This is a genomic window from Mesorhizobium waitakense, assembly GCF_056431085.1.
In genome coordinates, this window is the sequence record NZ_JBWKME010000147.1 from 24,702 (window position 1) to 50,952 (window position 26,251).

A 26,251-nucleotide genomic window follows, 5' to 3' on the forward strand; every position below is an offset into this window, starting at 1 on the left:
TTCACGAACGGCCGGCTCGACACGGCTGTCGAACAGAGGGGAATGCAATGGAAAACCTGAAGAATAGAATCCAGATAAAACGCGAAGGGCTTTCGCGACGCAATGTGCTGGAATTGGGCGCGCTTGGCCTGGCTGCGGCCATGCTGCCAGGCGCCGCTTTCGGCAAGGACAAGAAGCTGAAGGTGGCGGCGATCTTCGCCACGCCGATCGAGGAGCCATGGGACAACCAGATCCATGTCGCCTTGCAGAAGGCCGAGAAGGAACTCGGCATCGAGTATAAATGGTCGGAGAAGGTGCAGACAGCCGATTTCAGCCGCGTCATGCGCGAATATGCGCAAGGCGGCTACCAGCTGGTGCTGGGCGATGCCTTCGCAGCCGAGCGTGAATCGCGCCGTACCGCCAAGCAGTTCCCGAAGACCGCCTTCCTTTTCGGCTCCGGAGCCGGACCGGCGGAACCCAATTTCGGCGTCTTCGACAACTGGATCCACGAGCCAGCCTATCTGTCCGGCATGATCGCCGGCAAGATGTCGAAGTCGGGCACGATCGGCGCTGTCGCCGCGATGGGCATTCCGGAAGTGAACCGGCTGGTCAACGCCTTCTTCGCCGGCGCCAAGGAGGTCAATCCCAACATCAAGAAGAAGGTCGCCTTCATCGGTTCCTTCTTCGATCCGCCGAAGGCCAAGGAAGCGGCGGTCGCGCAGATCGACGCCGGTGTCGACGTCATCTATGCCGAGCGTTTCGGTGTCATCGAAGCGGCGGTGGACAAGAAGATCCTCGCCATCTCCAACATGTCCGACCAGTCGAGCCTCGGCCCCGACACGGTCATCACCGGCCCGGTCTGGGACATGTATCCGACCGTCCAGCAGGCGATCAAACTGGTCAAGGCCGGCGTCTTCACCGCGCAGGACTACGGCGATTTCTCGCGCATGGCCAAGGGCGGTTCGCAGCTCGCGCCCTACCACAAGTTCGACAAGACGCTGCCGGCGGACGTGAAGGAGTTGGTCGAGAAGAAGAAGGCCGAAATCCTCGAAGGCAATTTCCGCGTCGACGTGGATGAGAACACGCCGGTTTCGGACTGATTTTTCTCACCCTCCCCCTTGTGGGAGGGTCGATCCGCGAAGCGGGGTGGGGAGTCTCGTAGGGCACACCCCCACCCCGTCTTACGATCTTCGCTTCGCTGCGACCGCAAGCCGACCCTCCCCACAAGGGGGAGGGTGAAGAACTGCGCCAACGCCATCTCACCGGGAGCCATCTTGCCCGTCCCACTCATCGAAATGCGCGGCATTACCAAGAGCTTCGGCGCGGTCAAGGCAAACGAGGCCGTTGATCTAAGCGTCGCTCAGGGAGAGATCCTTGGCCTGCTGGGCGAAAACGGCGCCGGCAAGACGACGCTTATGAACGTGCTGTTCGGCGCCTATGCGCCCGATGCAGGTGAGATCCTCATCCAGGGCCAGCCGGTGCGGATCACCAGTTCGGCCGATGCGCTGGCCGCCGGCATCGGCATGGTGCACCAGCATTTTCACCTGGCGCCGAGGCTGACGGTGCTGGAAAACCTGCTCATCGGCATATCAGGCCGATCAGGGCGGATCGACCGCGCCGGCGGGATGGCGCGGCTGGCAGAGATCGGCCGCCAGCATGGGCTGACGCTTGATCCCGACCTTCCGGTGTCGGCGCTGTCGGTCGGCGAGCAGCAGCGGCTCGAAATCGTCAAGGCGCTGTTTCGCGGTGCCAGGCTGTTGATCCTCGACGAGCCGACAGCGGTACTGGCGCCAACGGAGGTCGACGGGCTGTTTTCGGCGCTACGGTCGATGGCGGCGCAGGGCCTCGGCATCATCTTCATCTCGCACAAGCTCAATGAAGTGCGGGCGCTGACCCATCGCTGCACGGTGCTTCGGCATGGCCGCGTCGCCGGCCGCGTCGACGACCCCGCCAACACGACATCGGCCGCAATGGCGCAACTGATGTGTGGCCACGAGATCGTGCCGCCGGCGAGGGGGCCATCAACCCCCGGTGCAGCGGTGCTGACGCTCGACGGTATTTCGACATCGCGGCATTCGGGCACGGCATTACGCGACGTGTCGCTTGCCGTCCGCGCTGGCGAGATCCTCGGCATTGCCGGTGTCTCGGGCAACGGCCAGCGCGCCCTGGCGGAAGTGATCTCCGGCGTGCGCGTGCCCGATGCAGGCCAGATGACCATTGCCGGCCAGAAAGTGTCTGGGTATTCGCCGCGCGAGGTGCAGGCGCTCGGTCTCGGCCGCATCCCGGAAGACCGCATGACGACCGGCCTGGTCACCAACCTGCCGCTCGCCGATTCGATGGTGCTGCCGCGCATCGGGACGGCGGCGTTCAGCAGCAGGGGCCTGCTCAAGCCGGATGCGATCCGTGCCTTCGCCGAGGCGCAGATCAAGGCCTATGACATTCGCTGCCCCGGGCCGATGACCCGCGCCGGGGCGCTGTCGGGCGGCAATCTGCAGAAGGCGCTGCTGGCGCGCGAACTCGCCTTCGATCCGAAGGTGCTGATCGTCTCGCAGCCGACGCGCGGCCTTGATATCGGTGCCGCCCGCTTCATCCACGAGAAGTTCCTCGACATGCGGGCCAAGGGCTGCGGCATTGTCGTCATCGGCGAGGATCTCGAGGAACTGCTGGCGCTCTGCGACCGCATCGCGGTGATGTATGAGGGCCGAATCGCCGGCACGCTCGACAGCGCCGATGCGACGGTGGCCCGGCTTGGGCTGATGATGACCGGCGCGGAGGGGCACAGTTGATGTTTCGCCTGGAAGTCCGCACCTCGACGCCCGCCTGGTTCAATTTGGCCCTGCCGCTGCTGGCGATCGCAGCCACGCTTGTCCTGTGCAGCGGCCTGATCGCGTTGGCCGGCGCCGGCGTCATCGAAGCCTATGGCGTGATGTTCACGGCCTCGCTGGGCGACAGCTACGCGATCACCGAAACGATGGTGCGTGCCGCGCCGATGATCTTCACCGGGCTGGCGGTGGCGGTCGCCTTCCGGGCAAAATTCTGGAACATCGGCGCCGAGGGGCAATTGCTGGCCGGCGCGGTGGCAAGCTGCTTTGTCGGCGCGATCCCGATGCCGGGACCGCTCGCCATGCTGTTGATGGCGGTGGCCGGTGCCGCCGCCGGCGCGGCGGTTGCCTTGGTGCCGGCGACACTGCGGGTCAAATTCAAGGTCGATGACGTGGTCAGCTCGCTGCTCCTCAATTCGGTCATCTACTATGCGCTGATGGCGCTGATCGAAGGGCCGTGGAAAGACAGTTTCAGTGGCTATCCGATTTCGCCGCCGATCGAGGATTCGGCCAACTTTCCGGTGCTGCTCGAAGGCACGCGGCTGCATCTCGGCGTTGTCGTGGCGCTGCTGGCGGCGCCATTGATCTGGTTCCTGATCGTGCGCACGACGCTCGGCTTCCGGATCAGGGTCACCGGCGAGAACCCGGAAGCCGCACGCTATGGCGGCATCCATGTCGAGCGGGTGCTGATCTCGACCGCGCTGCTGTCCGGGGCTCTGGCCGGGCTCGCTGGGGTCGGCGAGGTCGGCGGCGTGCATTTCCAGGTGATGAGCGACATCTCGCCGGGCTACGGCTATTCCGGCATCGTCGTTGCCATGCTGGCGCGGCTCAATCCGCTCGGCGTGGTGCCGGCGGCAATCTTCCTGGCCGCCGTGATGACCGGCGCCGAGGCGATGTCGCGCGCGACCGGAGTGCCGGCCTTCCTCAGCGATGTCATCCAAGGCACCGCATTGCTTGCCATGCTGGTGGCGCTGCTGTTCACCGCCTACCGCATCCGCCGCGTCGGAGTGGCCCGATGAGCGCGGTGTTCGAACAGATCTTTCAGGTCGGCTTCCTGGCCGCGATCATCCGCATCGCCACGCCGCTTGCTTTCGCGACGCTTGGCGAAATGTTCTCCGAGCGCGCCGGCGTGCTCAATCTCGGCATCGAAGGCATCATGCTGTTGTCGGCGATGACCGGCTTCACCGCCACCAGCCTCAGCGGCAGCCTGTGGCTCGGCGTGCTCGTCGCCGTGCTGACCGGCATGCTGATGGGTGCGCTGCATGCGCTGTTCACGGTGGCGCTGGGCCTCAGCCAGCATGTCTGCGGCATTGGTGTCACGCTGTTCTCTTCGGGCCTCGCCTATTTCCTCTATCGGCTGATCTTCGGCCAGCAATCGGTGCCGCCAAGCATCAAGGGGTTCGAGACGCTGCCTATCCCGGTCCTCTCCAGCCTTCCGGTGCTCGGACCGGCGGTGTTCAACCAGTTTGCGCTGGTCTACATGGCGATCCTTGCCATTCCGCTGGCCGCCTTCGTCCTCTACCGCACGCCCTGGGGCCTGTCGGTGCGCATGGTCGGCGAAAATCCGCGCGCCGCCGACTCGGCCGGTGTCAGCGTCATCGCAACGCGCTTCCAGGCGGTCATCCTCGGCGGTGCGCTGATGGGGCTGGCCGGCGCCTTCCTGTCGATGGCGCAGTTCAACGCCTTCACCTTCGGCGTGGTGTCGGGGCGCGGCTGGGTGGCGATCGCGCTCGTCGTGTTCGGCCGCTGGGATCCGTGGCGTTCGGCAGGGGCTGCGCTGCTGTTCGCCTTTGTCGATGCCTTGCAACTGCGTATGCAGGCGAGCGGGCTGGGGCATATCCCCTACGAGGCATTCCTGATGCTGCCCTTCATCTTCACCATTGTCGCCATGGCTGTCATGTCGCGCAACGCGGTGGCGCCGTCAGCCCTGCTCAAGCCGTTTCGTCGCGAGGAGCGCTGACAGCCAAGGGCTGTCAGCGTCCCGCTGGTCACATCGCCGTAAACCCATTGTCGACGAACAGATGCGTGCCGTTGACGAAGCTGGATTCGTCGCTGGCCAGGTAAAGCGCGGCCCTGGCCACCTCTTCCGGCTCGCCGATACGGCCCTGCTGCGCGGCCAGTGCGGCGTCTGAGACATCGATGCCGAGCCGACCGAGATCGGCAACCTCGCGCAGGCCGTGCGGCGTGCGGATGAAGCCGGGGCAGACCGCGTTGCAGCGGATGTTGCGGTCGCGGAACTCGACGGCGATGGCGCGCGCGAACATGTGGCAGGCGCCCTTGGTGGTGTCGTAGAGCACCTCCATCGGCGTCGCCGCCACCGCCGAGATCGACGAGGTGCAGACGATCGAGCCGCCACCGGTCGATATCATGCCGGGCAGCACGGCGCGCGTCATCAGGAACATCGAGCGCACGTTGACGGCATGCAGCCAGTCCCACTCCTGCACCGTCGTCTCCAGGAACGGCTTTATGACGATGGTGCCGGCATGGTTGAACAGGACGGTGATCGGGCCGAGTTTTTCGGTCGCGCCCTTCACTGCCGCCTCGACCTGAGTTTCATCGGACACGTCGGCGACCCAGTGTTCGGCGATGTACCCCCGCGCGCGGATCGCCGCCGCGGTTGCGGCGGCTGCTTCGCCATTGCGGTCGATGATCGCCACCTTGGCACCTTCCGCGGCGAACAGCTCCGAAGCCGCTCCGCCCATCCCCGTCGCGCCGCCCGAAATGATGGCGACCTTGCCGGCCAGTCTCGCGCCCATTTTTCTGCTCCCCTGTCAGACGATTTCGTGTTTGCCGATCGGGCGATGCTATCGCGCGCGCTCCGGGCGGCCAATGCATGATTTGGGTGCGGCGAGGACAAGGCCACAGGTCCATTCAGGGCGAGAGCAATGCACGGCGTGCCGTGTCGAGCTGTGGCCAAAGCACGCCATCCCAGCAACTTGGTACCAATTCTTGATCAGATATCAGAGAATTATTCTGCCCATGCTCGAAAAATAGCAATCGACAAAGTCTACAAGTTTTATAGATTAACCGGCGAGACGGAGGTCGATATGTCCTATATCCAGAACGCTCAGACGGATCGCAGCAGCCAGAGGCTGGTCAATGCCCAGGCCTTTCGCCCGGCCTATGCCGGTGCTTTCGCCTACATCGTCTTTGCCCTTGCGTTCGTGTTCACCGGGGCAGTCGTTCTGGGCCTTATTCCCTGAGTCGTCGGATCGACGGGATTAGCTGCCCACCGCTTTCAGGCAATCGGAGTTGAATGAACCGGGTCCTCGGCGCGCTTTCGCGCGGCTGGGATTCGAATTTCACCGCATCAGTGATTCCAGAGATGGAGGAGATGGCAATGCCGATCGAGTTCACGCATGTTCCCGGGAAGAGCCATCCCGCTAGTGGCGCCGTTCCCTTTTTCTACGACTTTGCCGAGACCGCGACCAAGCTCGGGCTGATCGAGGACGGCGGCTTCCGCAAGATCGTCGTCGACGATTCGGCCGGGCTGCTGACCAATATGGATCTTGCAGGCCAGGTGCTGGACCGGACGTCTTCGCTGGAGGTCGTGCTCACCCATTGGGCGGGCGTGGTCGAACCGACGGTGGCGGCGCGCCAGCTGGCGTCGATCGACAGGAAAAGCGGCGGACGGCTGGCGCTCAGGATGATCAGCGAACCACTGAGCGACGACGACGCCGAAACGCGGCCGGTCGGGCACACCGTAATCTGGCAGCGCATCGACGAATATCTGGTCCTGCTGAAGCGCTTATGGTCGAACGACCGGCCGTTCGACCATGAGGGCGCGTTCTACAGCATCAAGGGCGGCTATGTGCCGCGCAAGGGTCCGCACGGTGCCGACCTGGTCATCCGCATGGGTGGGCAGTCCGGAACGGCGCTTAAGGTGGCCGGCCGGCATGCCGATGTCTTCGAACTGGCGCCGGGTTCGATCGACGAGGTCCGGCAGTTGATGGAGCGGGTACGCGCCGCCGCCGCCGAACATGGCCGGGCCGGCAGACTGCGCTTTGCGCTTCCGGTCAGGATTCACCGGGGCGCTGCCGCCGCCGGCCACAAGGCGGTCGATGTTGCCGGGCCGCCGGCGCAGGCCGCCCTGTCGCTGCTTGCCTATGCGGCTCTCGGGATCGATGAATTCATGATTATCGGCGTCGACACGCCGCGAGAGATCGCAACGGCCGGCCGTGAAACGATCGCCCTGCTGCGCAATTCGCTGGCGCGTCGTGAGGCGGAGGTGCCGCAGCCCGGGGCATATGCGCCGCGCGTCCCGCAAGTGGTGCGCGCAGCGGGCTGAGCAGGCGCCCTTGCAATCAACCTGTCGCGCCACTCAGCCGCGACAGGCCTTCGATGACGGCGGCAGACTCCGCTAGCGCGCCGAAGACGCCGTCCTCGACCGTCACCATATGAAGCGCTGCCTCATGGGCCTTTTGATCTCCGCTGGCACAGGCATCGGAAATCGTCAGGCACTGAAAGTTGCGGTCGCAGGCCTCGCGCAGCGTGGTGTGGACGCAGACATCCGTCGTGCAGCCGGTGAACATCAGATGCGTGATGCCTTGCGCGCGCAGCACAAGCTCGAAATCCGTATAGGTGAAGGCGCTGTTGCAGGTCTTGTCGACGACGACGTCCTGCGGCGCGACATCGATCTCCGGAACGATCTGAAACCCCGGGCCTGAACGGAGCAGGATTTCGGTGCCTTCGAGACCGGCGCGCTTGCGGCGCCATTTCTCGTAAGGTGTCATGTCGGCCATGTCTGCCCGATAGCCCTGCCTCGTGTGGATGATCCTGACACCGGCCTTGCGGGCGGCGGCGATCAGCCGGCCCACGGTCGGCAGGATCGCCCTCAGTGGCGAGGGGTCATATCCCTGCCTGGCAAAATAGCCCGTCGTCGACAGGAAATCCTGCTGCAGGTCGATGACGACGAGCGCGGTGTTTTCGGCGACCAGCCTGCCGTCATAAGGGAAGTCGAAGGGCGTCGCCTTGATCATCTTTGGCTCCCGTTTTTTGGACCGGCACCATAGCACTTTGCAACAACGCGACGACACCAGATGCCGGCGGCGCGGATCCGAATTTCGCGCCGATATTGACGGTCGCAACCAATTGTTGATCGTTACACTCACCTTCAATGTTGACTAGCAATGTCATGTTTTATAATCAACCTGGCATCGGCCTGCCGACAACCAGTATCTGGAATTGCGGCGGCCGTACTGGAGAAGAGCCATGACCGTGGCTGGAATTGATGCCCAGACGGCCTTCCACATCGACGCGGTGCGCTTTGCTGTCGGCGAGCGGACGCTGCTCGGTCCGGTTTCGCTCGATCTGGAGGGCCTTCGACAGCAATGGAACTGACTTTGCCGCACGATCTGTCGCCATGGGGCATGTTCATGGCGGCCGATATCATCGTCAAGGCGGTGATGATCGGGCTGGCCTTCGCCTCCCTCGTCACCTGGACGGTATGGCTGGCCAAATCGCTGGAGATTTTCGCCGGTAAGCTGCGCATCCGTCATGCCGTACGGGCGATCAGCGATGCCGCCACCTTGAAGCAGGCCAGCCGTGCGCTCGACCGCAGCGTCGGCCCCGGCGCGCTTCTGGTGCGGGCCGCGGCGGCGGAGGTCGCACTCTCGGCCGGAGCGCTCGAACATGTCTCGGGAGACGGGCTGAAGGAACGGGTCACCTCGCGCCTGTCGCGCATCGAGGCGGCGGCGTCACGGCGCATGTCGCGTGGCACCGGCCTGCTGGCGACGATCGGCTCGACCGCGCCTTTCGTCGGGTTGTTCGGTACCGTCTGGGGCATCATGAACGCCTTTATCGGCATCTCGCAGGCGCAGACCACCAATCTCGCCGTGGTCGCGCCTGGCATCGCCGAAGCGCTGCTGGCCACGGCGATGGGTCTTGTCGCTGCCATACCGGCTGTCGTCATCTACAACGTCTTTGCGCGCTCGATAGCCGGCTACCGGCAGATCCTCGCCGATGCCTCGGCGGGTGTCGAACGGCTGGTCAGCCGTGACCTCGACTTCCGCAGTGTCGCGCCGGCAACGGCGATGGCCGCGGAATGATGGTGGCGGACTAGCGGAGCAAGGCCATGGCAAGGAGAATCCGACAGACCATGGACGACGATCTCGAGGAAAGCCACGAGATCAACGTCACCCCGTTCATCGATGTCATCCTGGTGCTGTTGATCATCTTCATGGTCGCCGCACCGCTGGCGACGGTGGATGTCAATGTCGATCTTCCGGGCTCGACCGCTATGCCCGCGCCGCGGCCGGAAACACCGTTGTTCCTGACGCTGAAGGACGATCTGACGCTGGCGATCGGCAACGACAGTGTCCCGCGCCCGGCTTTCGCCGCCACGTTGGACAGCAGGACGAAGGGCGACAAGCAAACGCGCATCTTCCTGCGCGCCGACAAGGCGGTGGCCTATGGCGACCTGATGGAGGCGATGAACCTGCTGCGCCGGGCGGGCTATCTGAAGATCGCGCTGGTCGGCCTGGAAACGGGTCCCGCGGCCGATGCCCCGGCGCCCGCCACCACGAGAGCAGCAGTGCCATGACGCAAGCGGCCGCCTTGCCCTTGGTCGAGTTGTCGCGCTTCAGCCGCCGCGACCTTGGCTTGTGGGCGGGTGCGGCCGCGCTGGTGCTTGGAGCGCATGTCGCGGTCGCTTATGCCGTGCAGAACTTCAGCATGGTCGACGAAGCCGATGGTGGCCCGCCACCGGCCCAGGTGATCGAGATGGCCCCGATGGTGGTGATGCCGGCGGTCGAGGAACAGGTGGCCGTGCTGGACGCGGTGACACCCGATCAGACCGAGCCGACGCCCGAACTGGTCGAGAAGGCACAGCCGGTTGTCGAACAGCGGCAAGTCGTCCCGCCCGATGAGACCGAACCCACCCAGACCGAGGTGGCTGAACAGGTCGACCAGCCGTCGCCGGATGAGGTCGTCCCCGATATTGTCGAGGCCGTCGCACCCGACGTGGCTATTCCATTGCCACAACCCAAGCCGGTCGAGGCCAAGGCGAAAAAGCCTGTCGACAGACCAAAACCGCGGCCGAGGAAGGAGACAGCGGCGCCGCCGAACACGGCGAGCATCGCCAGCGCCGATGCGAGGCCGGCCGCCAGGACGGCCGCGCCGAAGTCGGCGGAATCGGCATCGCGGTCCGGCGATTCCAGCAAATGGGACTCCCGCCTGGGGGCCTGGATCAAGCGGCACACGCGCTATCCCAGTTCAGCCAAGGCCCGAGGCGTGGAAGGCAAGCCGTATGTCGCCTTCACGGTCGACTCGTCCGGCCGGGTCCTGTCTGCCAGGCTCACCCGTTCCTCCGGGGATGCCGATCTGGACCGTGCTGCGCTCGCCGTGCTGCAAGGCGCCACCGTGCCGGCACCGCCGCCGGAACTTGGCGCGCCCCAAAGCCGCACGGCACCGTTCGTGTTCAGCCTGCGCAACTAAGGTCTGTTGATATTCAGATGAGGCCGGCCTGCAAATGCAATCAAGGCCGCAATGGCGGCCGCATCGGACGGCCTGCCTTGATGATGTTGGCGACCTCGGTATCGGCCTGTTCGAACCAGTAGATCATGTCGGCTCGCCAATATCGGCGGCGGCTCTTTTCAGCAGCGGCAGCAGGCCTTGCAACGCGCACAGTGTCTCCCAGCGGTTCGGCCGGAAGGTCGACCTGCTCCCGCGCACGCGGCCGACGATCGCATGTGGCTACGCTCTCCTTGCGTGAGCGCGATTGTCCTTTGGCTGCGCCTTGGGATGTAGCGGGTTGCCGCTGAGCTGCGGATGCCTGGCCGGCCGTGCGCCGCGAAGGACGTCGAAGGCTTCGGCATAGGCCATGCCCAGCAGATAGGAGATCATGGGAAAACGGCTTGCCTCGGCCATCTGCACGAGCTCGTTGGTCATCGACGAGATATATTGAAGACTATCGATCTCCGACTGACGTAAGGATTGGTTTGGCACGTGCTTCTCCTGTCATCTGGTGGAACTCAGGGAACGCGTCACTCGCATGATAAGCCGACTAATTGATGGACTGACCGGCCGTAGGTGGCATGCTTGCGGGGTCGAGATGGTCAAGGCAAAGATCGGGGCATCGGTAAGGCGAGCGAGACCAGGCAGGCGCTTGATCGCCGAATGACTGAGCGGCGGTGGGGCATGCCGACAGGCCATGATTGGTCGCCGCAAGCATCATATTCTGGCCGATACGGTCGGTCCTGCGAAAAGAAGACAGTCTGCGTGCCGGCGGCAATCGTCAGCTTTCGAGCGGGGGTCACTTTCCTGGCCATTTTCATCCTTCCTGACCCTCATGGGACCCGTTGAAAGACCCTAAAAACGAGGATCCACGACAAGAAAGGTAAGGTCGAAAGAGTTAATGGTTTGTTAAAATTGCAATAAAGCAGCGCGCAAAAGGCGTTCGTGCGACGTATCTTTCCTGACGGTTAAGTGTAAAATATCGATTTTGTTCAGATGCAGAGTTTGACAATCGTTGGTATGCGCTCTTTTGGTGCATTTTTATTCTTATTTAGCGTAAACAGCGTGGCCGGGAGGGCTTAGCCCGTGCCGGGTGAGGCTGACCACCAGTTGGTCGACGCTCGGATCGTCGAGCCTGACGACATGTGCCATGCTGATGGCGTGCCTCGGGCGGATGTTGGATATGTCGCGCCGCATGATGACGGACACGAATGCCGGCCAAGCCTCGGTCAGAAGCATGGCCTTGCCCGTCAGCGTCGGTTCGGAGATGGGGGCCTATTGCACGGAGATCAGCGACGGCTCGCCAGTCTGGCGGCGGTTGATGCCGCTGAAATAGATCCAGTTCAGACGCGAGGTCGCCTCCCCATGGTGGTTGCCGCGCGCCTGTGCCCATGCCGATCCCCGCCGTTCCGACCATCCGGTGACCCTTCTGAAGGTGACCAGTTTCGGCTTCGCGCCGCACGAAGGTCACCGATCGCATCAACGGGTCGGGGTGGTGCGGAATCGAAAAAATAGGCGAAATAGGTGCCTCCCGCGATCGATGGACTGGGAGGGCGGATCATCTGAGGGAATAGGCTCTCGGAAATTGGCGGCAGGCCACGCCCCCTGGGCTCGGGGACACCGGGATCCCGGTACAGTTCAGCTTCATCGACCCGGAAGTAGTGGCATATCAGCTTGGCGGTGGCCTTGTTAGGAACGGTCTGTGCTTGCAGGTAGCGTTCGAACTGCGGTAACGACGCCTTCCAGGCCCGCCGCGATGTTGACGCCGTCACCCATGAGGTCGCCGTCGCTCTCCTCAACGACGTCTCCTGTGTGGATTCCGATGCGAAACTCAATAGGGCGCTCGATCGTAACACCTGCATTGCGTTCGAGCATGGCGGCCTGCACCTCGATGGCACCGCGTCGACGATCAAGCGACCGGTCGTAGCGGCAACGCTGTCGAGGCACAGTCTGCCGCCTGTCGCGAATTGACCTTGATGTCCCCAGATGCCATTATGGAATGGTAGCTGATTGCGAAGACAAGACTTCTTGCTGCGGCGTCCGATCCCCTTAAACGCGCGGCTGGCAGCCTGCCTTAGTCGACTACCCATGCTGATTTGCGTCTTGCGGTTGGGTGGCATGAATTGAGCCCAACGAACGAGACCGGCGACTGCTTTGGTGTTCAATTCTCGGACGGTTCGGTGGAGGAGCAAATGGCCAAAGACGTAGACACAAGTGCAGCCCCGCCAAGTGCTGAGCAACTGCGACTGGCTCTTCTGAAGGAGCAGATGGTAGAGGCAGACAAGCAGGAAAAACTGCGAGCGAGAGAGAATGAGGAACTCACGAAGTTTACAAACAGTTTCCTGAAGGACCAAGTGAACGACGATGAAATCGCAATGGTCCGCCGCCTGGTGATGAACGCTGTCAAGAATGGCAAGTACGAAGCACTAGTATACAGCTTCCCTTCGGACCTGTGTACCGATAGCGGCCGAGCCATCAACAGCTCCGATCCGCAATGGACCGAAACCCTCCAGGGTAAAGCCAAGCAATTCTACCAGCGCTACCTGGACATTGGGAAGCCGCAAGGTTACAAGCTCAAAGCCATGGTTATTAACTTCCCGGGCGGAGTTCCTGGTGACATCGGCCTCTTCCTCAATTGGGCGCCGGAACGCAAATAAAAACCGGTGGTGGTTTCTGAAGTGGCTGGTCAGAACACGTCCGGAACCACGTTGCGCGGAGTCGCATCGTCCACGAAGTCGTCGGGTCGCTTTTGGCGTTTGCTGAAGTTCGGTTTTTCGTACTCGACGCGCTCATAGGGGATTGAGCTCAGAATGTGGGAGATGCAGTTGATGCGCGCGCTCTTCTTGTCGTTCGACGGCACGATCCACCAGGGCGCATGCCTTGTGTCTGTTGCACGGATCATTTCGTTGTAGGCGTGGGTGTACTCCCACCAACGATTGTATGACTCAACATCCATCGGGCTCAGTTTCCACTGCCGAAGGGGGTCGTCGGCGCGCTGCCGGAAACGCCGTTCCTGCTCTTCCTCACTCACATCGAGGAAGTATTTGAGCAACGTTACGCCGCCTTCTACAATGGCGGCCTCAAGAGTCGGTAACTGTTCGAGAAAGCGTCGCGCCTGCTTGTCGCTGCAGAAACCCATGACGCGTTCGACGCCGGGACGGTTGTACCAGGAGCGGTCGAATATGACGACCTCGCCTGCCGCAGGAAAGTGCGCGAAGTAGCGCTGCATATAGAGTTGGGTCTTCTCCCGATCGGTCGGCGCCGGCAGCGCGACGACCCGGAACACCCGCGGGCTGACCCGCTCGGTCAGGCGCTTGATCACTCCCCCTTTCCCGGCGGCGTCACGGCCCTCGAAAACGATCGCGATGCGGGCGCCAGTCTTCTTCACCCAAGCCTGAAGGTGAGCAAGCTCAATATGCAACCGGGCGAGTTCTTTCGCATAATTTTTCCCTTCCGATTTTTCCTCCACATGCTCAGATACGACGGCCGACTTGTTCTTCTTCTTACCCATGGGTTCCTCCCTTCAACACAACTCACACGGTGCAAATTCCTTGAACTGTCATGCGCGGGCCTCGAACGCATGATACGCGTCTTCGAGAATGTCGAAAACCATGTCGGAGCCGATGTGCTCGATCACGCCGGCCCGAACAAGGATGTCCCGCGCTTCGGCATGAAGGTCCGCTAGGCCAAACCTGATCCCGCGATTGCGCAATTCGTCAAATAGCTCCTCCAGCATTGCCGCTGCCGAGCTGTCGATCTGGGAAATTGCACTTGCATCGATCAGCAGCCAGCGGGTGTCGATCGGCAATTCCTCGGCAATGGACCGCAGCCGCGATGCGACGTAATCGGTGTTGAAGAACAGCAGGCTGCCCTGGACAAGGCAAACAGCAAGGCCGGGCACCTGACGGGCCTCGGGCGTTCGATGCAGTTTGTAGAAGCCGTCATGGCCTGGAACACGGCCGAGCATGGCGTCGCGGGGAAACATCAGCTTGCGCAGAACATAGACGAGCGTCGCACCGATCGCGATGACGACCCCGTTGAGCACGCCCAGACCGATCGGACCCCACATCGCGATGAGCGCGAAGACGAACTCCATGCGGCTGATGCGCCAAATCTGCCTAAGGGCCGCGAGATCGATCAGGCTGATTGCAGTAGCCGCAAGAATCGCCCCGAGCGCAGGGATCGGGATAATCCTTAGGGTCTGCCCGAGAAACAGCAGTGTCGCGATCAGGGCCGCGGCAGCCACGATGCTCGAAACTTGCGAGCGTCCGCCAACGGACAAGTTAACCGCCGTGCGCGAGTCGGAGGCCGTAACCGGGAAGGCGCCGAAAAGGCTCGCGCCTATGTTCGCAGCGCCAAATCCGATGAGTTCGCGATTTGGATCGACCGGGTAGCCGCCTATTGCCCCAAAGCTGCGGGCCGTAATGATGCCGGCGCCGTAGCTCACGACGAAGATCGCCGCAGCGCCGAGGACCAGCGTCTGGATCGGAAGGCCAGCAATCGCTGGCAACGACAACGAGGGCAACCCTGTCGGAATATCGCCGACTACGGCAATGCCGCGTCCTTCAAAGTCGAAGACGGCTGAAAGCACTACGGCGAGGACCACAACCAGCACTGGCCCGGGAACCGGAAAACGCATGATCCGTACGATCTGCAACAAACCGAACATCCCCATGGCCAGCAGGAGAGACTGCCAATGTATCGATCCGGCCTTGCGCAGAAGTTCGAGGACCGGTCCGAGCAGGCCTTCCGCCTCGATCTTGACTCCGGTGAAGCGACCGATTTGCCCGATCAGGATCGAAAACGAGATACCGATGAAGAACCCCGTCAGAATGGGGCGCGAGAGGAAGGTCGCAAGAACGCCGAGCCGAAGCACCCACGCCGCCAGGCACAACAGCCCAACGCCAAGCGCAAGGACTGCTGCGACCGCTGTTCGGTCCACTTCGAGCCCGACTGGCACGCTCGCTGTAACGGCAACTAAAACCGCCGCGAGCACCGTCATCGTAGCCGCGTCCGGGCCGACTATGAGCTGACGCGAGGGGCCAAAGATCGCGTAGGCCACCAGCGGCGCGATACTCGCGTAGATGCCGGTCTCTGGCGGCAGGCCCGCTATCGCGGGGTAGGCGATGGCACTGGGAAGCCCAACCGCGGCAACTGCAAGCCCGGCGGAAACATCGCTTCGCACCCAGCCCAGTTGATAACCGGAAAGGCTTGTAGGCATGGGAAGGCGCACGCCCACCGGGTTGAATCCTTAGCTGGCATAGCAATTTTATTATGCGTAAACTAAGTCTACAGATTTGTAAAAGGCCTGACAACAATCAGTCATGAGCGAGATCGAGTTAAAATTTCTCCTCGACGAACCGACGTCGACCCAACTGAGCGCGCGCGTGAAGGCGCTTAAGCTGGCTACTGGCCACCCGAAAACCAGGACGCTCAGAAGCATCTATCTCGACACCCCTGGTCATGCGCTGAAGAAGGCAGGAGTCGCGCTCAGACTCCGGCGCGACGGGCGACGTTGGATACAGACCGTCAAGACCAAGCCAGAGCTGCATGGCGGCTTGTCGGAGGTTGGCGAGGTGGAGAATCCGGCTCCGGGCGGACGGCCATGTCTCGAAGCGATTCCCGACGCAGCGGTCCGGGAGGAGGTCATTCGCCGCGTGAACGGCGCGCCGCTTGAGCCCGTCTGCGAGACCGTGATCAGGCGTTCCGTCAGCGAGCTGTCCCTTGAGGACGGCACGCGTGCGGAACTGGCAATAGACATCGGCGAAATCCACGCGGGGGAGCGCTCGGCCGAGTTGCGTGAACTCGAGATCGAACTCATCGAGGGCAGCCTGGGCGGACTGTTCGACATCGCGCATCTACTGTTTCCAGACGGGGGCCTGAGGTTCTCCTGCCTTTCCAAGGCGGCGCGCGGCTATCTCCTCGCGGAACAGGGATGGATCGACCCGCCGCTCGCGCCCCGCAATGCCGAGGACGTTGCGCTCGATCGGGCTCAGATCGCCGAGCAGGCGGCACGCGACGTCCTTCGCGAGTGCCTCGAGCAGATCGCCACGAATGTCGTGGTCATCCGAAAGCTGGACGATCCCGAAGGGCCGCATCAGTTGCGGATCGGCCTGCGTCGATTGCGAAGCGCGTTCTCTGCCTGCGTTTCCGTTCTGAAGAGCCCGGAAATGACGCGGCTCAACATGGAAGCCCGCTGGCTTGGTCAGGAGGTCGGGCGTCTCAGGGATATCGACGTGGTGGCGAACGACATCGTGCGACGGGAGGCCGAGGCCCACGTGGATGAACCGGGTTTGCCGCCCCTGGCCGATGCTCTCTCGCGGCAGGCGGGGCGGCAGCGTGATCACCTTCGCAAGCTTCTCCCCGAGGCGCGCGTGCAGGCGTTCCTGATCGACCTAGCGCGGTTCGTGGAGGCGCGAGGCTGGCTCGTTCCTCAGGATTTTGGCCAGACCGAGCGGCTTGCAGCGCCGGTCGTCGAGTTGGCCGGCAAGGCACTCAGCAAGCGCTGGAAAAAGGTTAGCAAGCGCGCGCACGGACTTGAGACCTTGACGGTTGAGCAACGCCACGACCTGCGGAAAGAGCTGAAGACGCTGCGCTATGCGGTTGAGTTCTTCTCTCCCTTGTACCCGGCGAAACGTGTTGAACAGTTCCTGAAGCAATTGAAGAAACTTCAGGCGGTCTTCGGCGACCTGAACGACGCGGCGATGGTCAGAGCCATGTTGACGGGGGCGGAAGCGCACGGCGCCGGCGATCCGACCGCGCAACGCGCCATCGGATGGGTGATCGGGGCGAGCCAGGCGCGTGCCGAATTCGGCTGGGCTGGCGCAAAAACCTTGTGGGAAAACCTGGATGAGATCCGCCCCTTCTGGAAGTAACTCGGCACCGCGACCGACATGTCTGACACAAGCGCCAATGGGTGCCTAATTAGTCTTGGTTGAAACGCGTCGTATAATGCTGAATGGCCGCCCGAACATTGGAAAATAGGCGCTCGGGTCCCAGCCGATTGGCGAAGCCTGAGGCCCGGATGTATTCAAGTACGCTGGGGTTCAGCCCTACCAGCCAACACGTCAAGCCTTGCGCAGTCATGCGGCGTTCACCCTCCATCAACATCTGGAGGGCTGAATACTCGATGTCGAAAACCCGGCTCATGTCGAGCGCGAGGACACGCGGTTTATGCTCGGCGACCAGGGTCTGGATCCGATCCGCGACCCGTTGAGCATTGGCGAAGAAGAGCCGTCCCTCAGGCCGAAGGATCAACAGGCCCTCGAATGTCTCGTCGTCCGGGTGCTCGGACGACAACGGCCGGAGTAGGTCGGCTCCCCGTTTGCGGCCGATAACGTAGACGTTTGGGTTCGCCGCCTGACTGGTCAAGCCCGCCAGCGACAGGACAATCGCCACGACGATGCCCTGGAGCGTGCCGAAGGCAAGCACGCCAAGGAAGGCCGCCAGCGCCCATCGAAACTCCATTCGCCGGACCTTGCGGATGGAGATGAACTCGGCCGGCTGAATTAGTCCAATCGAGTAGACGATCACGATTGCCGCCAGCACGGACTGCGGCAACAGGCTGAGCAGAGGGGCAAGTAGCAGCATGGTGGCCGCTGCGGCGGCGGCCGTGACGAGCGACGCCATCTGCGTGTGTCCGCCGACCGCGCGGACCACGGCGGTCTGGGAGGTACCACCCCCCGCCGGCATGGCGCCGAACAAAGCGCCTGCCAGGTTGGCGGCGCCAGTTGCAAGAAGCTCGCGGTCGGGCTTGATGGGTGGCTCGGCGGGGTCGGCAAAGGCTCGGCCGGCGGCGATCGTTTCGGTGAAGCTCATCAATGCGATGCCGAGAGCGCCGGGCAAGAGTTGCTGGACAAGGCTGAGACTGGGCAAGGTGACCGACGGGAGCGACTGTGGAATGAACCCCACGGTGGCAACACCCAAGGAATCCAAGCCAAGGAACCACGAAAGCACGATCCCGGCACTCACCACGACCAGGGGAGCTGGCGAATGGGGCCAGAGCCGCTCCATGGCCAACAGCGCGAGTATTGCCGCGATGGCAATGATCAGAGTGAGCACCGACATGTCGGGCAAATGGTGCGCCACACTCAAAATGTCGCGGAGGAAGCCTTCCTTCGCAATGTGCACGCCAAGCAGCTTCGGCACCTGATCGAGTACGATCACAAGGCCGATGCCGGCCTTGAAGCCGGTTAGAACGGGAGACGAGATGAAATTGGCGATGAACCCGAGGCGAAGCACGGAGGCCCCGATCAGCAGGGCTCCGGTCAGCGCGGTGAGCGTCGCAGTCGCGGTGATCAGCCTGCCCGGGTCACCGTCCGGAACTGCGAGCCCGAGCTGTGTCCCGGCGAGGATCGCAAGGGTGGTCGTAGAGCTTACACTCAGGACACGCGATGTGCCTAGCAGCGCATAGACGATCATCGGCACGAACGCCGTGTAAAGCCCGATACTTACCGGCAGGCCCGCAACCGTCGCGTAGGCCATCGCCTTAGGCAGGACGACGGCTGCGGCCGTCAGACCTGCGACCACATCGAGGCGTTGGACTGCAACGACCGAGGGAGTTCTCACGCCGCTTTGCCAGCGCTCGTTAATCGAGCGACCTTGTTGATGTCAGTTATGGGTTCTCAACATAGCGCGTAACTCCTCGGCAAGGAAGGGCGCTCAATTACGCACCGTCCTGGGCTCTAATCAGTTGGCAGTGCGGTCCGCCTTCAAATGAAAGCGGATGAGGCAGCGGCAGCTTGACGGGCGGGCGATCCAGTGGTGCCGGGCAGCCGAAACTATTCTGGACAATGCGGTAACAAGGGGATCATATAAATGCGCGTAGGCGTATTTGTGTTCAACTAAGTGGGGGACACTTGATATGGTTGCACAGCTCACAACAGGCGAACGCCAGCTTGCGATCGTTGTTCTCTCGCTTGTCGCCCTCCTAGGGCTGGCCATGGCTGCCGCCGGGCGCGCAGACCCAATCGGCGTGCATGGCTTCATCGTTTTGGCAATTTGCTGTGGTCTCATTTTTGTGGTGCTCGGCGCGTATTACGCACCGGAGCCGTCTCCAGAACGGCTGGAGCATTACTATGACGACCCCAGCAAGGTCGGCATTGTGCTCACCATGGCCTGGGCGGTGGTCGGCATGTTCCTCGGCGTCTGGGTCGCAAGCTTGCTCGCATGGCCGGACCTGACCTTCGATGCCGCATGGGCGAGCTTCGGCCGCCTGCGCCCCGCCCATACCAGCGCCGTCATCTTCGGCTTTGGCGGCAACGCCCTGATCGCTACCTCCTTCCACGTTCTCCAGCGCACATCCCGGGCGCGGCTGCCGGACCAGTTCAGCCCATGGTTCGTGCTCATCGGCTACAATCTGTTCTGCGTGGTCGCGGCGACGGGCTACTTCATGGGCGTGACACAATCCAAGGAATACGCCGAGCCCGAATGGTACGCCGATATCTGGCTGGTCATCGTCTGGGTGACGTATTTCGCCATCTACTTACGCACGCTCGCGCGGCGGAAGGAACCGCACATCTACGTCGCCAACTGGTACTATATGGCCTTCATCCTGGTCGTTGCGATCCTGCACATCGTCAACAATCTTGCCGTCCCGGTATCGTTCGGACACGCCAAGAGCTATTCCGCGTTTTCGGGCGTCCAGGATGCGATGATCCAATGGTGGTACGGCCACAACGCCGTCGCATTCTTCCTTACGGCCGGCTTCCTCGGCATGATGTATTACTACCTGCCGAAGCGGGCCGGGCGGCCGATCTATTCGTACCGGCTTTCGATCATCAGCTTTTGGGGCATCACCTTCATGTATATGTGGGCGGGCTCCCACCACTTGCACTACACGGCCCTGCCGCAATGGGTTCAGACTCTTGGCATGACGTTCTCGCTGGTGCTGCTCGTGCCTTCTTGGGCATCGGCCGGCAACGCACTCGCCACGCTTAACGGCGCCTGGTACAAGGTTCGCGACGACGCGACCCTGCGCTTCATGATGGCCGCGGCGGTTTTCTATGGACTGACCACGTTCGAGGGGTCGTTCCTGGCCATTCGCCCGGTCAACTCGCTATCCCACTACACTGACTGGACCGTCGGACACGTACACGCCGGCGCGCTTGGCTGGGTCGCGCTGATAACGTTCGGCTCGATCTACTGTATCGTTCCGTGGCTCTGGAAGCGCGAGCGCATGTATTCGGCGCGGCTGGTCGAAGTCCATTTCTGGTTGGCCATTATTGGAACGGTTATCTACGCCTTCGCGATGTGGAATTCCGGCATTCTGCAAGGCTTAATGTGGCGGACCTACAACGAGAACGGAACGCTGACCTACTCCTTTGTGGAGTCTATGGTCGCCATGCATCCCTACTACATCGCGCGCGCCTTTGGCGGCCTGCTGTTCCTGATGGGCGCCGTCGTCGGCTCCTACAACATCTGGATGACGATCCGTGGCGAGGCGGAGGTCGCCTCGGAGTCCGCAGACCTCCCCGAGCCCAGGCTCGCGTCCGCGCCGGGGGAGTAGGACATGGCCGAATTTCATCGCAAGATTGAACGCAACGCCATGGGCTTCGTTCTGGCCATCGTCGTCGTCGCCAGCATTGGCGGCTTTGTCGAGATCGCTCCACTGTTCACGATCGACGACACGGTCGAGAACGTGCCGGACATGCGGCTCTACACCCCGCTGGAGCAGGCTGGGCGCGACATCTACACGCGCGAAGGTTGCTACGCCTGCCATTCTCAAATGATCCGAACACTGCGCGACGAAGTCGAACGCTACGGTCCTTATTCGCTCGCCGTTGAATCAAAATACGATCATCCGATGTTGTGGGGATCAAAGCGCACGGGACCGGATCTGGCCCGCATCGGCGGAAAATATTCTGACGCCTGGCAGGTCGCCCACCTGATCAATCCCCGCGACGTCGTGCCGGAATCGGTCATGCCGAAATATGGCTGGCTGCAGCGCAATGCGCTCAGGATCGACGACCTCGGCGAGCATTTGGCCGCTCTCAGAGATGTCGGCGTTCCCTATACCGACGACATGATTGCCAATGCGACCCAGGATGCGCTCGGCCAAGCCGCAGCCGATGGTGATTTCGCCGCCGGCGTTGTCAAGCGCTACGGAGAAGCAACGCAGGTCAGGGCTTTTGACGGCGATCCGGCGACCATCACCGAAATGGATGCGCTGGTCGCCTATCTCCAGATCCTTGGCCACCTGACCGACGCTGCCCACAAGCAGGCGGCAGCCGCGGAGCCTGCAACATGATCCTCCATGACACCGTCGTCGCCTTCACGAAAAGCTGGGGGCTGTTCTACCTGATCGGCATGGCAGTTGGCGTCCTGATCTATGTTTTCTGGCCTTCGAACTTAGGGCGGTTCCACAAGGCAAAGAAGAGCATCCTCGATGAGGACGACAAGCCATGGAAGTAGGCGAACGCGATCCCGTCAGCGGCCAGCTAACGACGGGGCATGAATGGAACGGCATAAAGGAGCTCTATACCCCAGTCCCGCGGGTCGTGATTTTCTTTCTAGTCGTCACGACCCTGTTCGCGGTGGGATACTGGATTCTCATGCCGGCTTGGCCTTTGGGCCGGACCTACACGAAGGGCCTGCTCGGGATCGACCAGAAGACGACGGTCGAACGCCAGGTCGAAGAGGCCACCGCCGAACGCACGGTATGGACGAAGCGGATTGACGAGATGGATTTCGCGGCGATCAGGGCCGATCCGGCGCTGATGGAAACCGTGCATGAAGCCGGAGCGACGCTTTTTAAGGACAATTGCGGGGCATGCCACGGAGCTCGTGGCACGGGAGGTAAAGGGTTTCCCGACCTGACAGCAGCCGCATGGCTATGGGGCGGCAATCCAGAGACGATCGCCGAAACGCTACGCGTTGGGATCAATTCAGCGCATGACGAAACACGGGTCTCGCAGATGCTCGCCTTCGGCCGTGACGGAATCCTCAACCTACCACAGATCAACGATGTGCGTGCCTATGTTCAGTCTCTCGGCGGGTCGACCGAAACGACCGTCGCTTCGCCTGAAACCGTTTCTCGCGGAAAGGAAGTCTTTGTCGCGAACTGTGTCGCCTGTCATGGAGAGGATGCCAAAGGCAAACAAGACGTCGGCGCTCCTGATCTCACCGATGCCAGTTGGATCTATGGGGGAGACAGCGAGTCGATCCACACGTCGATCTATTCGGGGCATCAGGGACAGATGCCGTCCTGGGAGCAGCGCCTTTCGACGACCCAACGCAAGATCCTCACACTTTTTGTCCTGTCACTTTCGGAGAAAGGATCGTGACGGTCGCCGCTGAAAAAACAGAAACAGGGATCGCTCCAAGAGCATTCTGGCGCGGCAAAGCCCTGGCGATCGTCTTGGTTGTCGTTGGACTAGCCACATTCACCGCTGCTAACGGGCATTTCCTCTACATGGCAATCATGTCGCAGCCGGACTGCGTTCCACACAGCAAGGTGTCACGATCCGACATTCCAGGAGGCCTCTACCAAGCCGCCGATCCGGCTTGCTGAAGGCCTTGCGAAATAACGGCAATGAACAAGGCAGGGTAGGAAGGAACATCGCAATGAGCAATGTCGATTTGGCAGGCGATGGCGCCACCTTCGTGGGGGCCCGCAATCGCCATCTTCCAGCCGGCGCCCCCCTTGGCTGGCTGCGCGCCGGTTGGCGTGACCTCATGGCAGAGCCTGGTTCCAGCCTTGCCTATGGTCTCTCTGTGTTCATCGTTTCAGTCGCGATCGTCGCAGGCCTTTTCTTCCTCGGTCTGGACTACATCCTGTTTCCCGCCATCGCTGCCTTCATGGTCGTCGGTCCGCTTGTCGCCATTGGTCTCTACGAAAAGAGCCGGCTGATCGAGGCCGGCGAACCGGTTTCGCTGTGGCGCATGATCTTCGTCAGGCCAGCCTCCGGCGCCCAGGTCCTGTTCACCGGCGTCATCATGCTGGGGCTGGCCTTGCTGTGGATGCGCGCCGCCGTCATTCTTTTCGCGCTGTTCTTTGGTTTGCGGCCGTTTCCAGGCCTCGACCATGTTGCTTCGATGCTGTTCACCACGGGCATCGGTTGGGCCATGCTCGTAACGGGCACCGTCGTCGGCGGGGTTTTCGCGGCGTTTTCCTTTGCGATCAGCGTTTTCTCCGTCCCGATGCTCCTCGACGAGCGGACGGACGCTTTTACGGCAATGGGCATGAGCATCTCTCGCGTCTGGAACAATCGGCCTGTCATGATCGCTTGGGGCGCGATTGTGCTTGTGCTGACCGCGATCGGATTGCTGACGGCAATGATAGGCCTGATCGTCGTGTTTCCGCTGCTCGGGCACGCCACGTGGCACGCCTACAAGGCGATCAAATGACGTCGGCTGTGCTCAGGCGGCAAAAGGCTGATGGCTCATGAGCTGTTGCGCGCCCGGTGCGGAGGCGGCGTTGTCGATCGCCGGGATTGATCCTGGGTCGAACCCGGCGGAGGAAATCCGCCTGGCCAGCCGTGATCTCGGTAACGGCGCCCGCCAGATCGAACTTTCGGTCCCCGGTGTCCATTGCGCGGCCTGCATCGCCTCGGTCGAAAGAACCTTGTCGACATTGCCCGGTGTGGAATTTGCCCGCGTGAACCTCTCTATGAAGCGCGTCACGGTGAATTGGCGTGCGGCGGAAATCAGCTCGCCCGATCTGATCGGGGCTCTGCGCGCCGCCGGCTACGATGCACATGTATTCTCGACCGAATCCGATCCACGCAATCCTGAGTATTCGCGGCTCATCCGGGCCCTCGCGGTTGCCGGGTTCTCGGCGATGAACATCATGCTTCTGTCCGTATCTGTGTGGTCGGGCGCCGATGTGGGCACACGCCAAGCCTTCCACTTGATATCGGCGGTGCTTGCGTTACCTGCGTTGATCTACTCGGGGCGGATTTTCTATGCCTCTGCGTGGTCTGCGCTTCGCCACCGACGGACCAACATGGACGTGCCGATATCGGTCGGTGTTACACTTGCCTTCGCGCTTAGCCTTTACGACACCGTTCACAACGCACCTCATGCATATTTCGATGCTGCGACATCGCTTCTGTTCTTCCTGCTGATCGGCCGTACACTCGATCATGTGATGCGCGAAAAGGCGCGCTCGGCGGTGTCTGGCCTGGCCAGGCTGGCGCCCGCCGGCGCAACGGTCATCGAAGCTGATGGCCAACGGCGCTACGTGCCGGTTGGCGAGATCGAGCCCGGAGCGTCCTTACTCGTTGTCGCTGGCGATCGTATCCCTCTCGATGGGGTTGTGATGGAAGGCGCTTCCGAACTCGATTGCTCGCTGGTTTCGGGCGAGGCCTCACCAAAATACGCCGGACCAGGGACCACAATCCTGGCAGGGTTGATGAACCTTACGGGTCCGTTGACGGTCAGGACCACTGCGCGTGCGGATAACTCATTCATTGCCGAAATGGTCCGGATGATGGAGGCAGCCGAAGGCGGACGGGCGCGTTACCGCCGGCTGGCCGACCGGGCCTCCGCACTCTATTCTCCGGTGGTTCACGCAATCGCCGGGCTTTCGTTCCTCGGCTGGATATCGGCTACCGACGATTGGCACGCGTCGGTCACGATCGCGATAGCCGTCCTGATCATCACCTGCCCCTGCGCGCTGGGCCTTGCCGTGCCGATCGTCCAGGTCGTGGCCGCGCGCCGTCTCTTCGAGAAAGGTATCATGGTCAAGGACGGCTCGGCGCTGGAGCGGCTTGCGGAAGTCGACACGGTGCTTTTCGACAAGACGGGAACCCTGACACTTGGAAAGCCGCGGCTCGTCAATGCCAGCGACATCGAACCGTCTGCCCTGGGAACGGCGGCGGCGATCGCCGCCCGTTCCAGGCATCCAATTTCTGTGGCGATCGCGGACGCTGGACAAAACGGCCGTCAGGCATTTCCGGAGTTCGACCGCATTTCGGAACATCCGGGCTGTGGACTGGAAGCGCGAGCGGGAAACGATGTCTATCGTTTCGGCCGACCGGACTGGGCGCTTGGCCACGAGGTCGCAAATTCCGAGGGTCGCGCTTTCTCCGTCTCGCTTCTCGTGAAGGACGGAGCGCCGTTGGCCAGCTTCGTATTCGAGGACGGCAATCGTCCTGATGCTCGAGAGACGGTCAGTCGGTTGCAGCAGCAAGGCCTTGCTGTTGGAATGCTCTCCGGGGACCGACGACTCGTCGTTGAAGAACTGGCGTCATCTCTCCGGATCGACAGCTTCATGCCGGACCTGCTTCCATCCGAAAAAGTTGCGCGCATCGCCGAACTGCGCAAGGCCGGAAGCACGATTCTGATGGTCGGCGACGGCCTGAACGATGCTCCAGCGCTTGCGGCCGCGCACGTGTCTATGGCGCCCGCGACGGCAGCCGATGTCGGCCGCAACGCCGCGGACTTCGTGTTCCTGCACAAGAGTCTTTCGGCTGTGACGGACGCTCTCGAAATCTCGCGCAATGCAGGAATCCTGATTCGCCAGAATTTCACGCTGGCGATCGGCTACAACATCATCGCGGTACCGGTCGCCATCCTCGGTCACGTGACTCCACTTGTGGCAGCGGTCGCGATGTCGCTGTCTTCGATTGTTGTTGTGTCCAACGCTCTTCGTCTCAGCAATCGCCCATCTGGAAAACCGCCCCGCTGGCAAGCCGCATCGACTCACGCCAACATTCAAGCGATGGCTACAGGATCATGAGCTACCTGTCCGTTCTCGTGCCGATCGCAATTCTGATGGGCCTTGCAGGGCTCGCCGCCTTCATGTGGGCGCTGCGTTCAGGACAGTATGACGATCTCGACGGGGCGGCCGAGCGAATCCTTATGGATGACGACCAGGAATGAAACAGCGAGGAAGCAAACCTTCTTGCGGACGGTCGATCCACGATTCAAATTCAAAGGGCCAGTTTAGGAAAAGTTTCGACCGAGATGACCGGCAGCCTGCGGGGGGTTGTCGAAAGGTCTGCTTCGCATCTTCCTTGGAAAATTGTGGGCACGGAAATGGACCCGGGGAGACG

At 62.2% G+C, this 26,251-nt stretch carries 28 protein-coding genes and 2 pseudogenes; 20 read left to right on the top strand and 10 right to left on the bottom strand.

What is annotated here, in order from left to right:
• Positions 1 to 47 precede the first annotated feature (47 nt).
• From AC07FD_RS28715 to AC07FD_RS28730, 4 genes are all read left to right on the top strand, one after another.
• Positions 48 to 1,079 (top strand): BMP family protein, encoded by a 1,032-nt coding sequence (locus AC07FD_RS28715; RefSeq protein ID WP_478352589.1) that lies wholly within the window; start codon positions 48 to 50, stop codon positions 1,077 to 1,079.
• Between the two features lie 174 nt (positions 1,080 to 1,253).
• On the top strand, positions 1,254 to 2,765 hold the full coding sequence (locus AC07FD_RS28720; protein WP_478352590.1) for an ABC transporter ATP-binding protein: 1,512 nt from the start codon (positions 1,254 to 1,256) through the stop codon (positions 2,763 to 2,765).
• Positions 2,765 to 3,820, top strand: a complete 1,056-nt coding sequence (locus tag AC07FD_RS28725; RefSeq protein WP_478352591.1) for an ABC transporter permease — start codon at positions 2,765 to 2,767, stop codon at positions 3,818 to 3,820. The genes AC07FD_RS28720 and AC07FD_RS28725 overlap by 1 nt, the downstream gene beginning before the upstream one ends.
• Entirely contained in the window at positions 3,817 to 4,761 is a 945-nt protein-coding gene (locus AC07FD_RS28730; protein ID WP_478352592.1) for an ABC transporter permease, read from the top strand. The genes AC07FD_RS28725 and AC07FD_RS28730 overlap by 4 nt, the downstream gene beginning before the upstream one ends.
• 28 nt (positions 4,762 to 4,789) lie before the next feature.
• Here AC07FD_RS28730 and AC07FD_RS28735 read toward each other — a convergent pair whose 3' ends face one another.
• Positions 4,790 to 5,557 carry an SDR family NAD(P)-dependent oxidoreductase gene (locus AC07FD_RS28735; protein ID WP_478352593.1) on the bottom strand — a complete coding sequence of 256 codons (768 nt, stop codon included), beginning with the start codon at positions 5,555 to 5,557 and terminating at the stop codon, positions 4,790 to 4,792.
• 291 nt (positions 5,558 to 5,848) lie between these two features.
• Between AC07FD_RS28735 and AC07FD_RS28740 the strand changes: the two genes are divergently transcribed.
• Together AC07FD_RS28740 and AC07FD_RS28745 are read left to right on the top strand one after the other, a co-directional pair.
• Entirely contained in the window at positions 5,849 to 6,004 is a 156-nt protein-coding gene (locus AC07FD_RS28740) for a hypothetical protein (RefSeq protein ID WP_095084108.1), read from the top strand.
• 137 nt (positions 6,005 to 6,141) lie between these two features.
• Entirely contained in the window at positions 6,142 to 7,089 is a 948-nt protein-coding gene (locus AC07FD_RS28745; protein ID WP_478352638.1) for an LLM class flavin-dependent oxidoreductase, read from the top strand.
• Between the two features lie 16 nt (positions 7,090 to 7,105).
• On the opposite strand, the gene AC07FD_RS28750 is transcribed toward AC07FD_RS28745, so the two are convergent.
• Positions 7,106 to 7,780, bottom strand: coding sequence for a cysteine hydrolase family protein (locus AC07FD_RS28750; protein WP_478352594.1), 675 nt, complete (start codon positions 7,778 to 7,780; stop codon positions 7,106 to 7,108).
• A complete protein-coding gene (locus AC07FD_RS28755; RefSeq protein WP_478352595.1) occupies positions 7,746 to 7,937 on the bottom strand; it encodes a hypothetical protein in 192 nt (63 codons plus the stop codon). Before AC07FD_RS28755 ends, AC07FD_RS28750 begins: the two co-directional genes overlap by 35 nt.
• Positions 7,938 to 8,012: 75 nt before the next feature.
• Between AC07FD_RS28755 and AC07FD_RS28760 the strand changes: the two genes are divergently transcribed.
• The 4 genes from AC07FD_RS28760 to AC07FD_RS28775 are packed head-to-tail and all read left to right on the top strand — an operon-like array spanning position 8,013 to position 10,235.
• Positions 8,013 to 8,141 (top strand): hypothetical protein, encoded by a 129-nt coding sequence (locus AC07FD_RS28760; protein WP_478352596.1) that lies wholly within the window; start codon positions 8,013 to 8,015, stop codon positions 8,139 to 8,141.
• Positions 8,132 to 8,848 (top strand): tonB-system energizer ExbB, encoded by a 717-nt coding sequence (gene exbB, locus AC07FD_RS28765; RefSeq protein ID WP_478352597.1) that lies wholly within the window; start codon positions 8,132 to 8,134, stop codon positions 8,846 to 8,848. Before AC07FD_RS28760 ends, exbB begins: the two co-directional genes overlap by 10 nt.
• A 26-nt stretch (positions 8,849 to 8,874) precedes the next feature.
• A complete protein-coding gene (exbD, locus tag AC07FD_RS28770; RefSeq protein WP_478352598.1) occupies positions 8,875 to 9,342 on the top strand; it encodes a TonB system transport protein ExbD in 468 nt (155 codons plus the stop codon).
• Entirely contained in the window at positions 9,339 to 10,235 is an 897-nt protein-coding gene (locus AC07FD_RS28775) for an energy transducer TonB family protein (protein ID WP_478352599.1), read from the top strand. The genes exbD and AC07FD_RS28775 overlap by 4 nt, the downstream gene beginning before the upstream one ends.
• Positions 10,236 to 10,275: 40 nt before the next feature.
• On the opposite strand, the gene AC07FD_RS28780 is transcribed toward AC07FD_RS28775, so the two are convergent.
• From AC07FD_RS28780 to AC07FD_RS28795, 4 genes and pseudogenes are all read right to left on the bottom strand, one after another.
• On the bottom strand, positions 10,276 to 10,425 hold the full coding sequence (locus AC07FD_RS28780) for a hypothetical protein (protein WP_478352600.1): 150 nt from the start codon (positions 10,423 to 10,425) through the stop codon (positions 10,276 to 10,278).
• Positions 10,426 to 10,493: 68 nt separating this feature from the next.
• The gene (locus AC07FD_RS28785; protein ID WP_477284617.1) at positions 10,494 to 10,745 is read right to left on the bottom strand and encodes a hypothetical protein; all 252 of its coding nucleotides are present in this window, start codon (positions 10,743 to 10,745) and stop codon (positions 10,494 to 10,496) included.
• 555 nt (positions 10,746 to 11,300) lie between these two features.
• Positions 11,301 to 12,025 (bottom strand): annotated as a pseudogene (locus tag AC07FD_RS28790) (XRE family transcriptional regulator).
• Positions 11,979 to 12,167, bottom strand: a pseudogene (locus AC07FD_RS28795) (adenylate/guanylate cyclase domain-containing protein); the annotation flags it as partial. The pseudogenes AC07FD_RS28795 and AC07FD_RS28790, both read right to left, overlap by 47 nt.
• Before the next feature lie 278 nt (positions 12,168 to 12,445).
• On the opposite strand from AC07FD_RS28795, the gene AC07FD_RS28800 reads away from it, so the two are divergent.
• The gene (locus AC07FD_RS28800; RefSeq protein WP_478352601.1) at positions 12,446 to 12,910 is read left to right on the top strand and encodes a histidine kinase; all 465 of its coding nucleotides are present in this window, start codon (positions 12,446 to 12,448) and stop codon (positions 12,908 to 12,910) included.
• Between the two features lie 29 nt (positions 12,911 to 12,939).
• On the opposite strand, the gene ppk2 is transcribed toward AC07FD_RS28800, so the two are convergent.
• Both ppk2 and AC07FD_RS28810 read right to left on the bottom strand, forming a co-directional pair.
• Entirely contained in the window at positions 12,940 to 13,764 is an 825-nt protein-coding gene (gene ppk2 / locus AC07FD_RS28805; protein WP_478352602.1) for a polyphosphate kinase 2, read from the bottom strand.
• A gap of 48 nt (positions 13,765 to 13,812) precedes the next feature.
• Positions 13,813 to 15,474 (bottom strand): SulP family inorganic anion transporter, encoded by a 1,662-nt coding sequence (locus AC07FD_RS28810; RefSeq protein ID WP_478352639.1) that lies wholly within the window; start codon positions 15,472 to 15,474, stop codon positions 13,813 to 13,815.
• Positions 15,475 to 15,577: 103 nt separating this feature from the next.
• Between AC07FD_RS28810 and AC07FD_RS28815 the strand changes: the two genes are divergently transcribed.
• Positions 15,578 to 17,128: a CYTH and CHAD domain-containing protein gene (locus AC07FD_RS28815; RefSeq protein ID WP_478352603.1), complete on the top strand. Its 1,551-nt coding sequence runs from the start codon at positions 15,578 to 15,580 to the stop codon at positions 17,126 to 17,128.
• Between the two features lie 49 nt (positions 17,129 to 17,177).
• On the opposite strand, the gene AC07FD_RS28820 is transcribed toward AC07FD_RS28815, so the two are convergent.
• Entirely contained in the window at positions 17,178 to 18,821 is a 1,644-nt protein-coding gene (locus AC07FD_RS28820) for a SulP family inorganic anion transporter (protein WP_478352604.1), read from the bottom strand.
• 295 nt (positions 18,822 to 19,116) lie between these two features.
• Here AC07FD_RS28820 and ccoN point away from each other — a divergent pair, with 295 nt between their 5' ends.
• Genes ccoN through ccoS form a run of 8 tightly spaced genes read left to right on the top strand, consistent with a single transcriptional unit; the run spans position 19,117 to position 26,078 of the window.
• A complete protein-coding gene (gene ccoN / locus AC07FD_RS28825; RefSeq protein ID WP_478352605.1) occupies positions 19,117 to 20,760 on the top strand; it encodes a cytochrome-c oxidase, cbb3-type subunit I in 1,644 nt (547 codons plus the stop codon).
• 3 nt (positions 20,761 to 20,763) lie between these two features.
• Positions 20,764 to 21,501: a cytochrome-c oxidase, cbb3-type subunit II gene (gene ccoO, locus AC07FD_RS28830; protein WP_478352606.1), complete on the top strand. Its 738-nt coding sequence runs from the start codon at positions 20,764 to 20,766 to the stop codon at positions 21,499 to 21,501.
• Positions 21,498 to 21,665, top strand: a complete 168-nt coding sequence (locus AC07FD_RS28835; RefSeq protein WP_478352607.1) for a cbb3-type cytochrome c oxidase subunit 3 — start codon at positions 21,498 to 21,500, stop codon at positions 21,663 to 21,665. The genes ccoO and AC07FD_RS28835 overlap by 4 nt, the downstream gene beginning before the upstream one ends.
• The gene (ccoP, locus tag AC07FD_RS28840; protein ID WP_478352608.1) at positions 21,656 to 22,537 is read left to right on the top strand and encodes a cytochrome-c oxidase, cbb3-type subunit III; all 882 of its coding nucleotides are present in this window, start codon (positions 21,656 to 21,658) and stop codon (positions 22,535 to 22,537) included. Before AC07FD_RS28835 ends, ccoP begins: the two co-directional genes overlap by 10 nt.
• Positions 22,534 to 22,764, top strand: a complete 231-nt coding sequence (locus AC07FD_RS28845; RefSeq protein ID WP_478352609.1) for a hypothetical protein — start codon at positions 22,534 to 22,536, stop codon at positions 22,762 to 22,764. Before ccoP ends, AC07FD_RS28845 begins: the two co-directional genes overlap by 4 nt.
• 53 nt (positions 22,765 to 22,817) lie before the next feature.
• Positions 22,818 to 23,600, top strand: coding sequence for a DUF2189 domain-containing protein (locus AC07FD_RS28850; protein WP_478352610.1), 783 nt, complete (start codon positions 22,818 to 22,820; stop codon positions 23,598 to 23,600).
• 37 nt (positions 23,601 to 23,637) lie between these two features.
• A complete protein-coding gene (locus AC07FD_RS28855) occupies positions 23,638 to 25,935 on the top strand; it encodes a cation-translocating P-type ATPase (protein WP_478352611.1) in 2,298 nt (765 codons plus the stop codon).
• On the top strand, positions 25,932 to 26,078 hold the full coding sequence (gene ccoS, locus AC07FD_RS28860; protein WP_095084125.1) for a cbb3-type cytochrome oxidase assembly protein CcoS: 147 nt from the start codon (positions 25,932 to 25,934) through the stop codon (positions 26,076 to 26,078). The genes AC07FD_RS28855 and ccoS overlap by 4 nt, the downstream gene beginning before the upstream one ends.
• Positions 26,079 to 26,251 lie beyond the last annotated feature (173 nt).

Excerpts from the sequence above, each read along its gene's own strand:
- AC07FD_RS28715 (WP_478352589.1), top strand. The coding sequence starts at position 48 with ATGGAAAACCTGAAGAATAGAATCCAGATAAAACGCGAAGGGCTTTCG.
- AC07FD_RS28725 (WP_478352591.1), top strand. The coding sequence starts at position 2,765 with ATGTTTCGCCTGGAAGTCCGCACCTCGACGCCCGCCTGGTTCAATTTG.
- AC07FD_RS28730 (WP_478352592.1), top strand. The coding sequence starts at position 3,817 with ATGAGCGCGGTGTTCGAACAGATCTTTCAGGTCGGCTTCCTGGCCGCG.
- AC07FD_RS28735 (WP_478352593.1), bottom strand. The coding sequence starts at position 5,557 with ATGGGCGCGAGACTGGCCGGCAAGGTCGCCATCATTTCGGGCGGCGCG.
- AC07FD_RS28740 (WP_095084108.1), top strand. The coding sequence starts at position 5,849 with ATGTCCTATATCCAGAACGCTCAGACGGATCGCAGCAGCCAGAGGCTG.
- AC07FD_RS28745 (WP_478352638.1), top strand. The coding sequence starts at position 6,142 with ATGCCGATCGAGTTCACGCATGTTCCCGGGAAGAGCCATCCCGCTAGT.
- AC07FD_RS28750 (WP_478352594.1), bottom strand. The coding sequence starts at position 7,780 with ATGATCAAGGCGACGCCCTTCGACTTCCCTTATGACGGCAGGCTGGTC.
- AC07FD_RS28755 (WP_478352595.1), bottom strand. The coding sequence starts at position 7,937 with ATGACATTGCTAGTCAACATTGAAGGTGAGTGTAACGATCAACAATTG.
- AC07FD_RS28760 (WP_478352596.1), top strand. The coding sequence starts at position 8,013 with ATGACCGTGGCTGGAATTGATGCCCAGACGGCCTTCCACATCGACGCG.
- exbB (WP_478352597.1), top strand. The coding sequence starts at position 8,132 with ATGGAACTGACTTTGCCGCACGATCTGTCGCCATGGGGCATGTTCATG.
- exbD (WP_478352598.1), top strand. The coding sequence starts at position 8,875 with ATGGCAAGGAGAATCCGACAGACCATGGACGACGATCTCGAGGAAAGC.
- AC07FD_RS28775 (WP_478352599.1), top strand. The coding sequence starts at position 9,339 with ATGACGCAAGCGGCCGCCTTGCCCTTGGTCGAGTTGTCGCGCTTCAGC.
- AC07FD_RS28800 (WP_478352601.1), top strand. The coding sequence starts at position 12,446 with ATGGCCAAAGACGTAGACACAAGTGCAGCCCCGCCAAGTGCTGAGCAA.
- ppk2 (WP_478352602.1), bottom strand. The coding sequence starts at position 13,764 with ATGGGTAAGAAGAAGAACAAGTCGGCCGTCGTATCTGAGCATGTGGAG.
- AC07FD_RS28810 (WP_478352639.1), bottom strand. The coding sequence starts at position 15,474 with ATGCCTACAAGCCTTTCCGGTTATCAACTGGGCTGGGTGCGAAGCGAT.
- AC07FD_RS28815 (WP_478352603.1), top strand. The coding sequence starts at position 15,578 with ATGAGCGAGATCGAGTTAAAATTTCTCCTCGACGAACCGACGTCGACC.
- ccoN (WP_478352605.1), top strand. The coding sequence starts at position 19,117 with ATGGTTGCACAGCTCACAACAGGCGAACGCCAGCTTGCGATCGTTGTT.
- ccoO (WP_478352606.1), top strand. The coding sequence starts at position 20,764 with ATGGCCGAATTTCATCGCAAGATTGAACGCAACGCCATGGGCTTCGTT.
- AC07FD_RS28835 (WP_478352607.1), top strand. The coding sequence starts at position 21,498 with ATGATCCTCCATGACACCGTCGTCGCCTTCACGAAAAGCTGGGGGCTG.
- ccoP (WP_478352608.1), top strand. The coding sequence starts at position 21,656 with ATGGAAGTAGGCGAACGCGATCCCGTCAGCGGCCAGCTAACGACGGGG.
- AC07FD_RS28850 (WP_478352610.1), top strand. The coding sequence starts at position 22,818 with ATGAGCAATGTCGATTTGGCAGGCGATGGCGCCACCTTCGTGGGGGCC.
- AC07FD_RS28855 (WP_478352611.1), top strand. The coding sequence starts at position 23,638 with ATGAGCTGTTGCGCGCCCGGTGCGGAGGCGGCGTTGTCGATCGCCGGG.
- ccoS (WP_095084125.1), top strand. The coding sequence starts at position 25,932 with ATGAGCTACCTGTCCGTTCTCGTGCCGATCGCAATTCTGATGGGCCTT.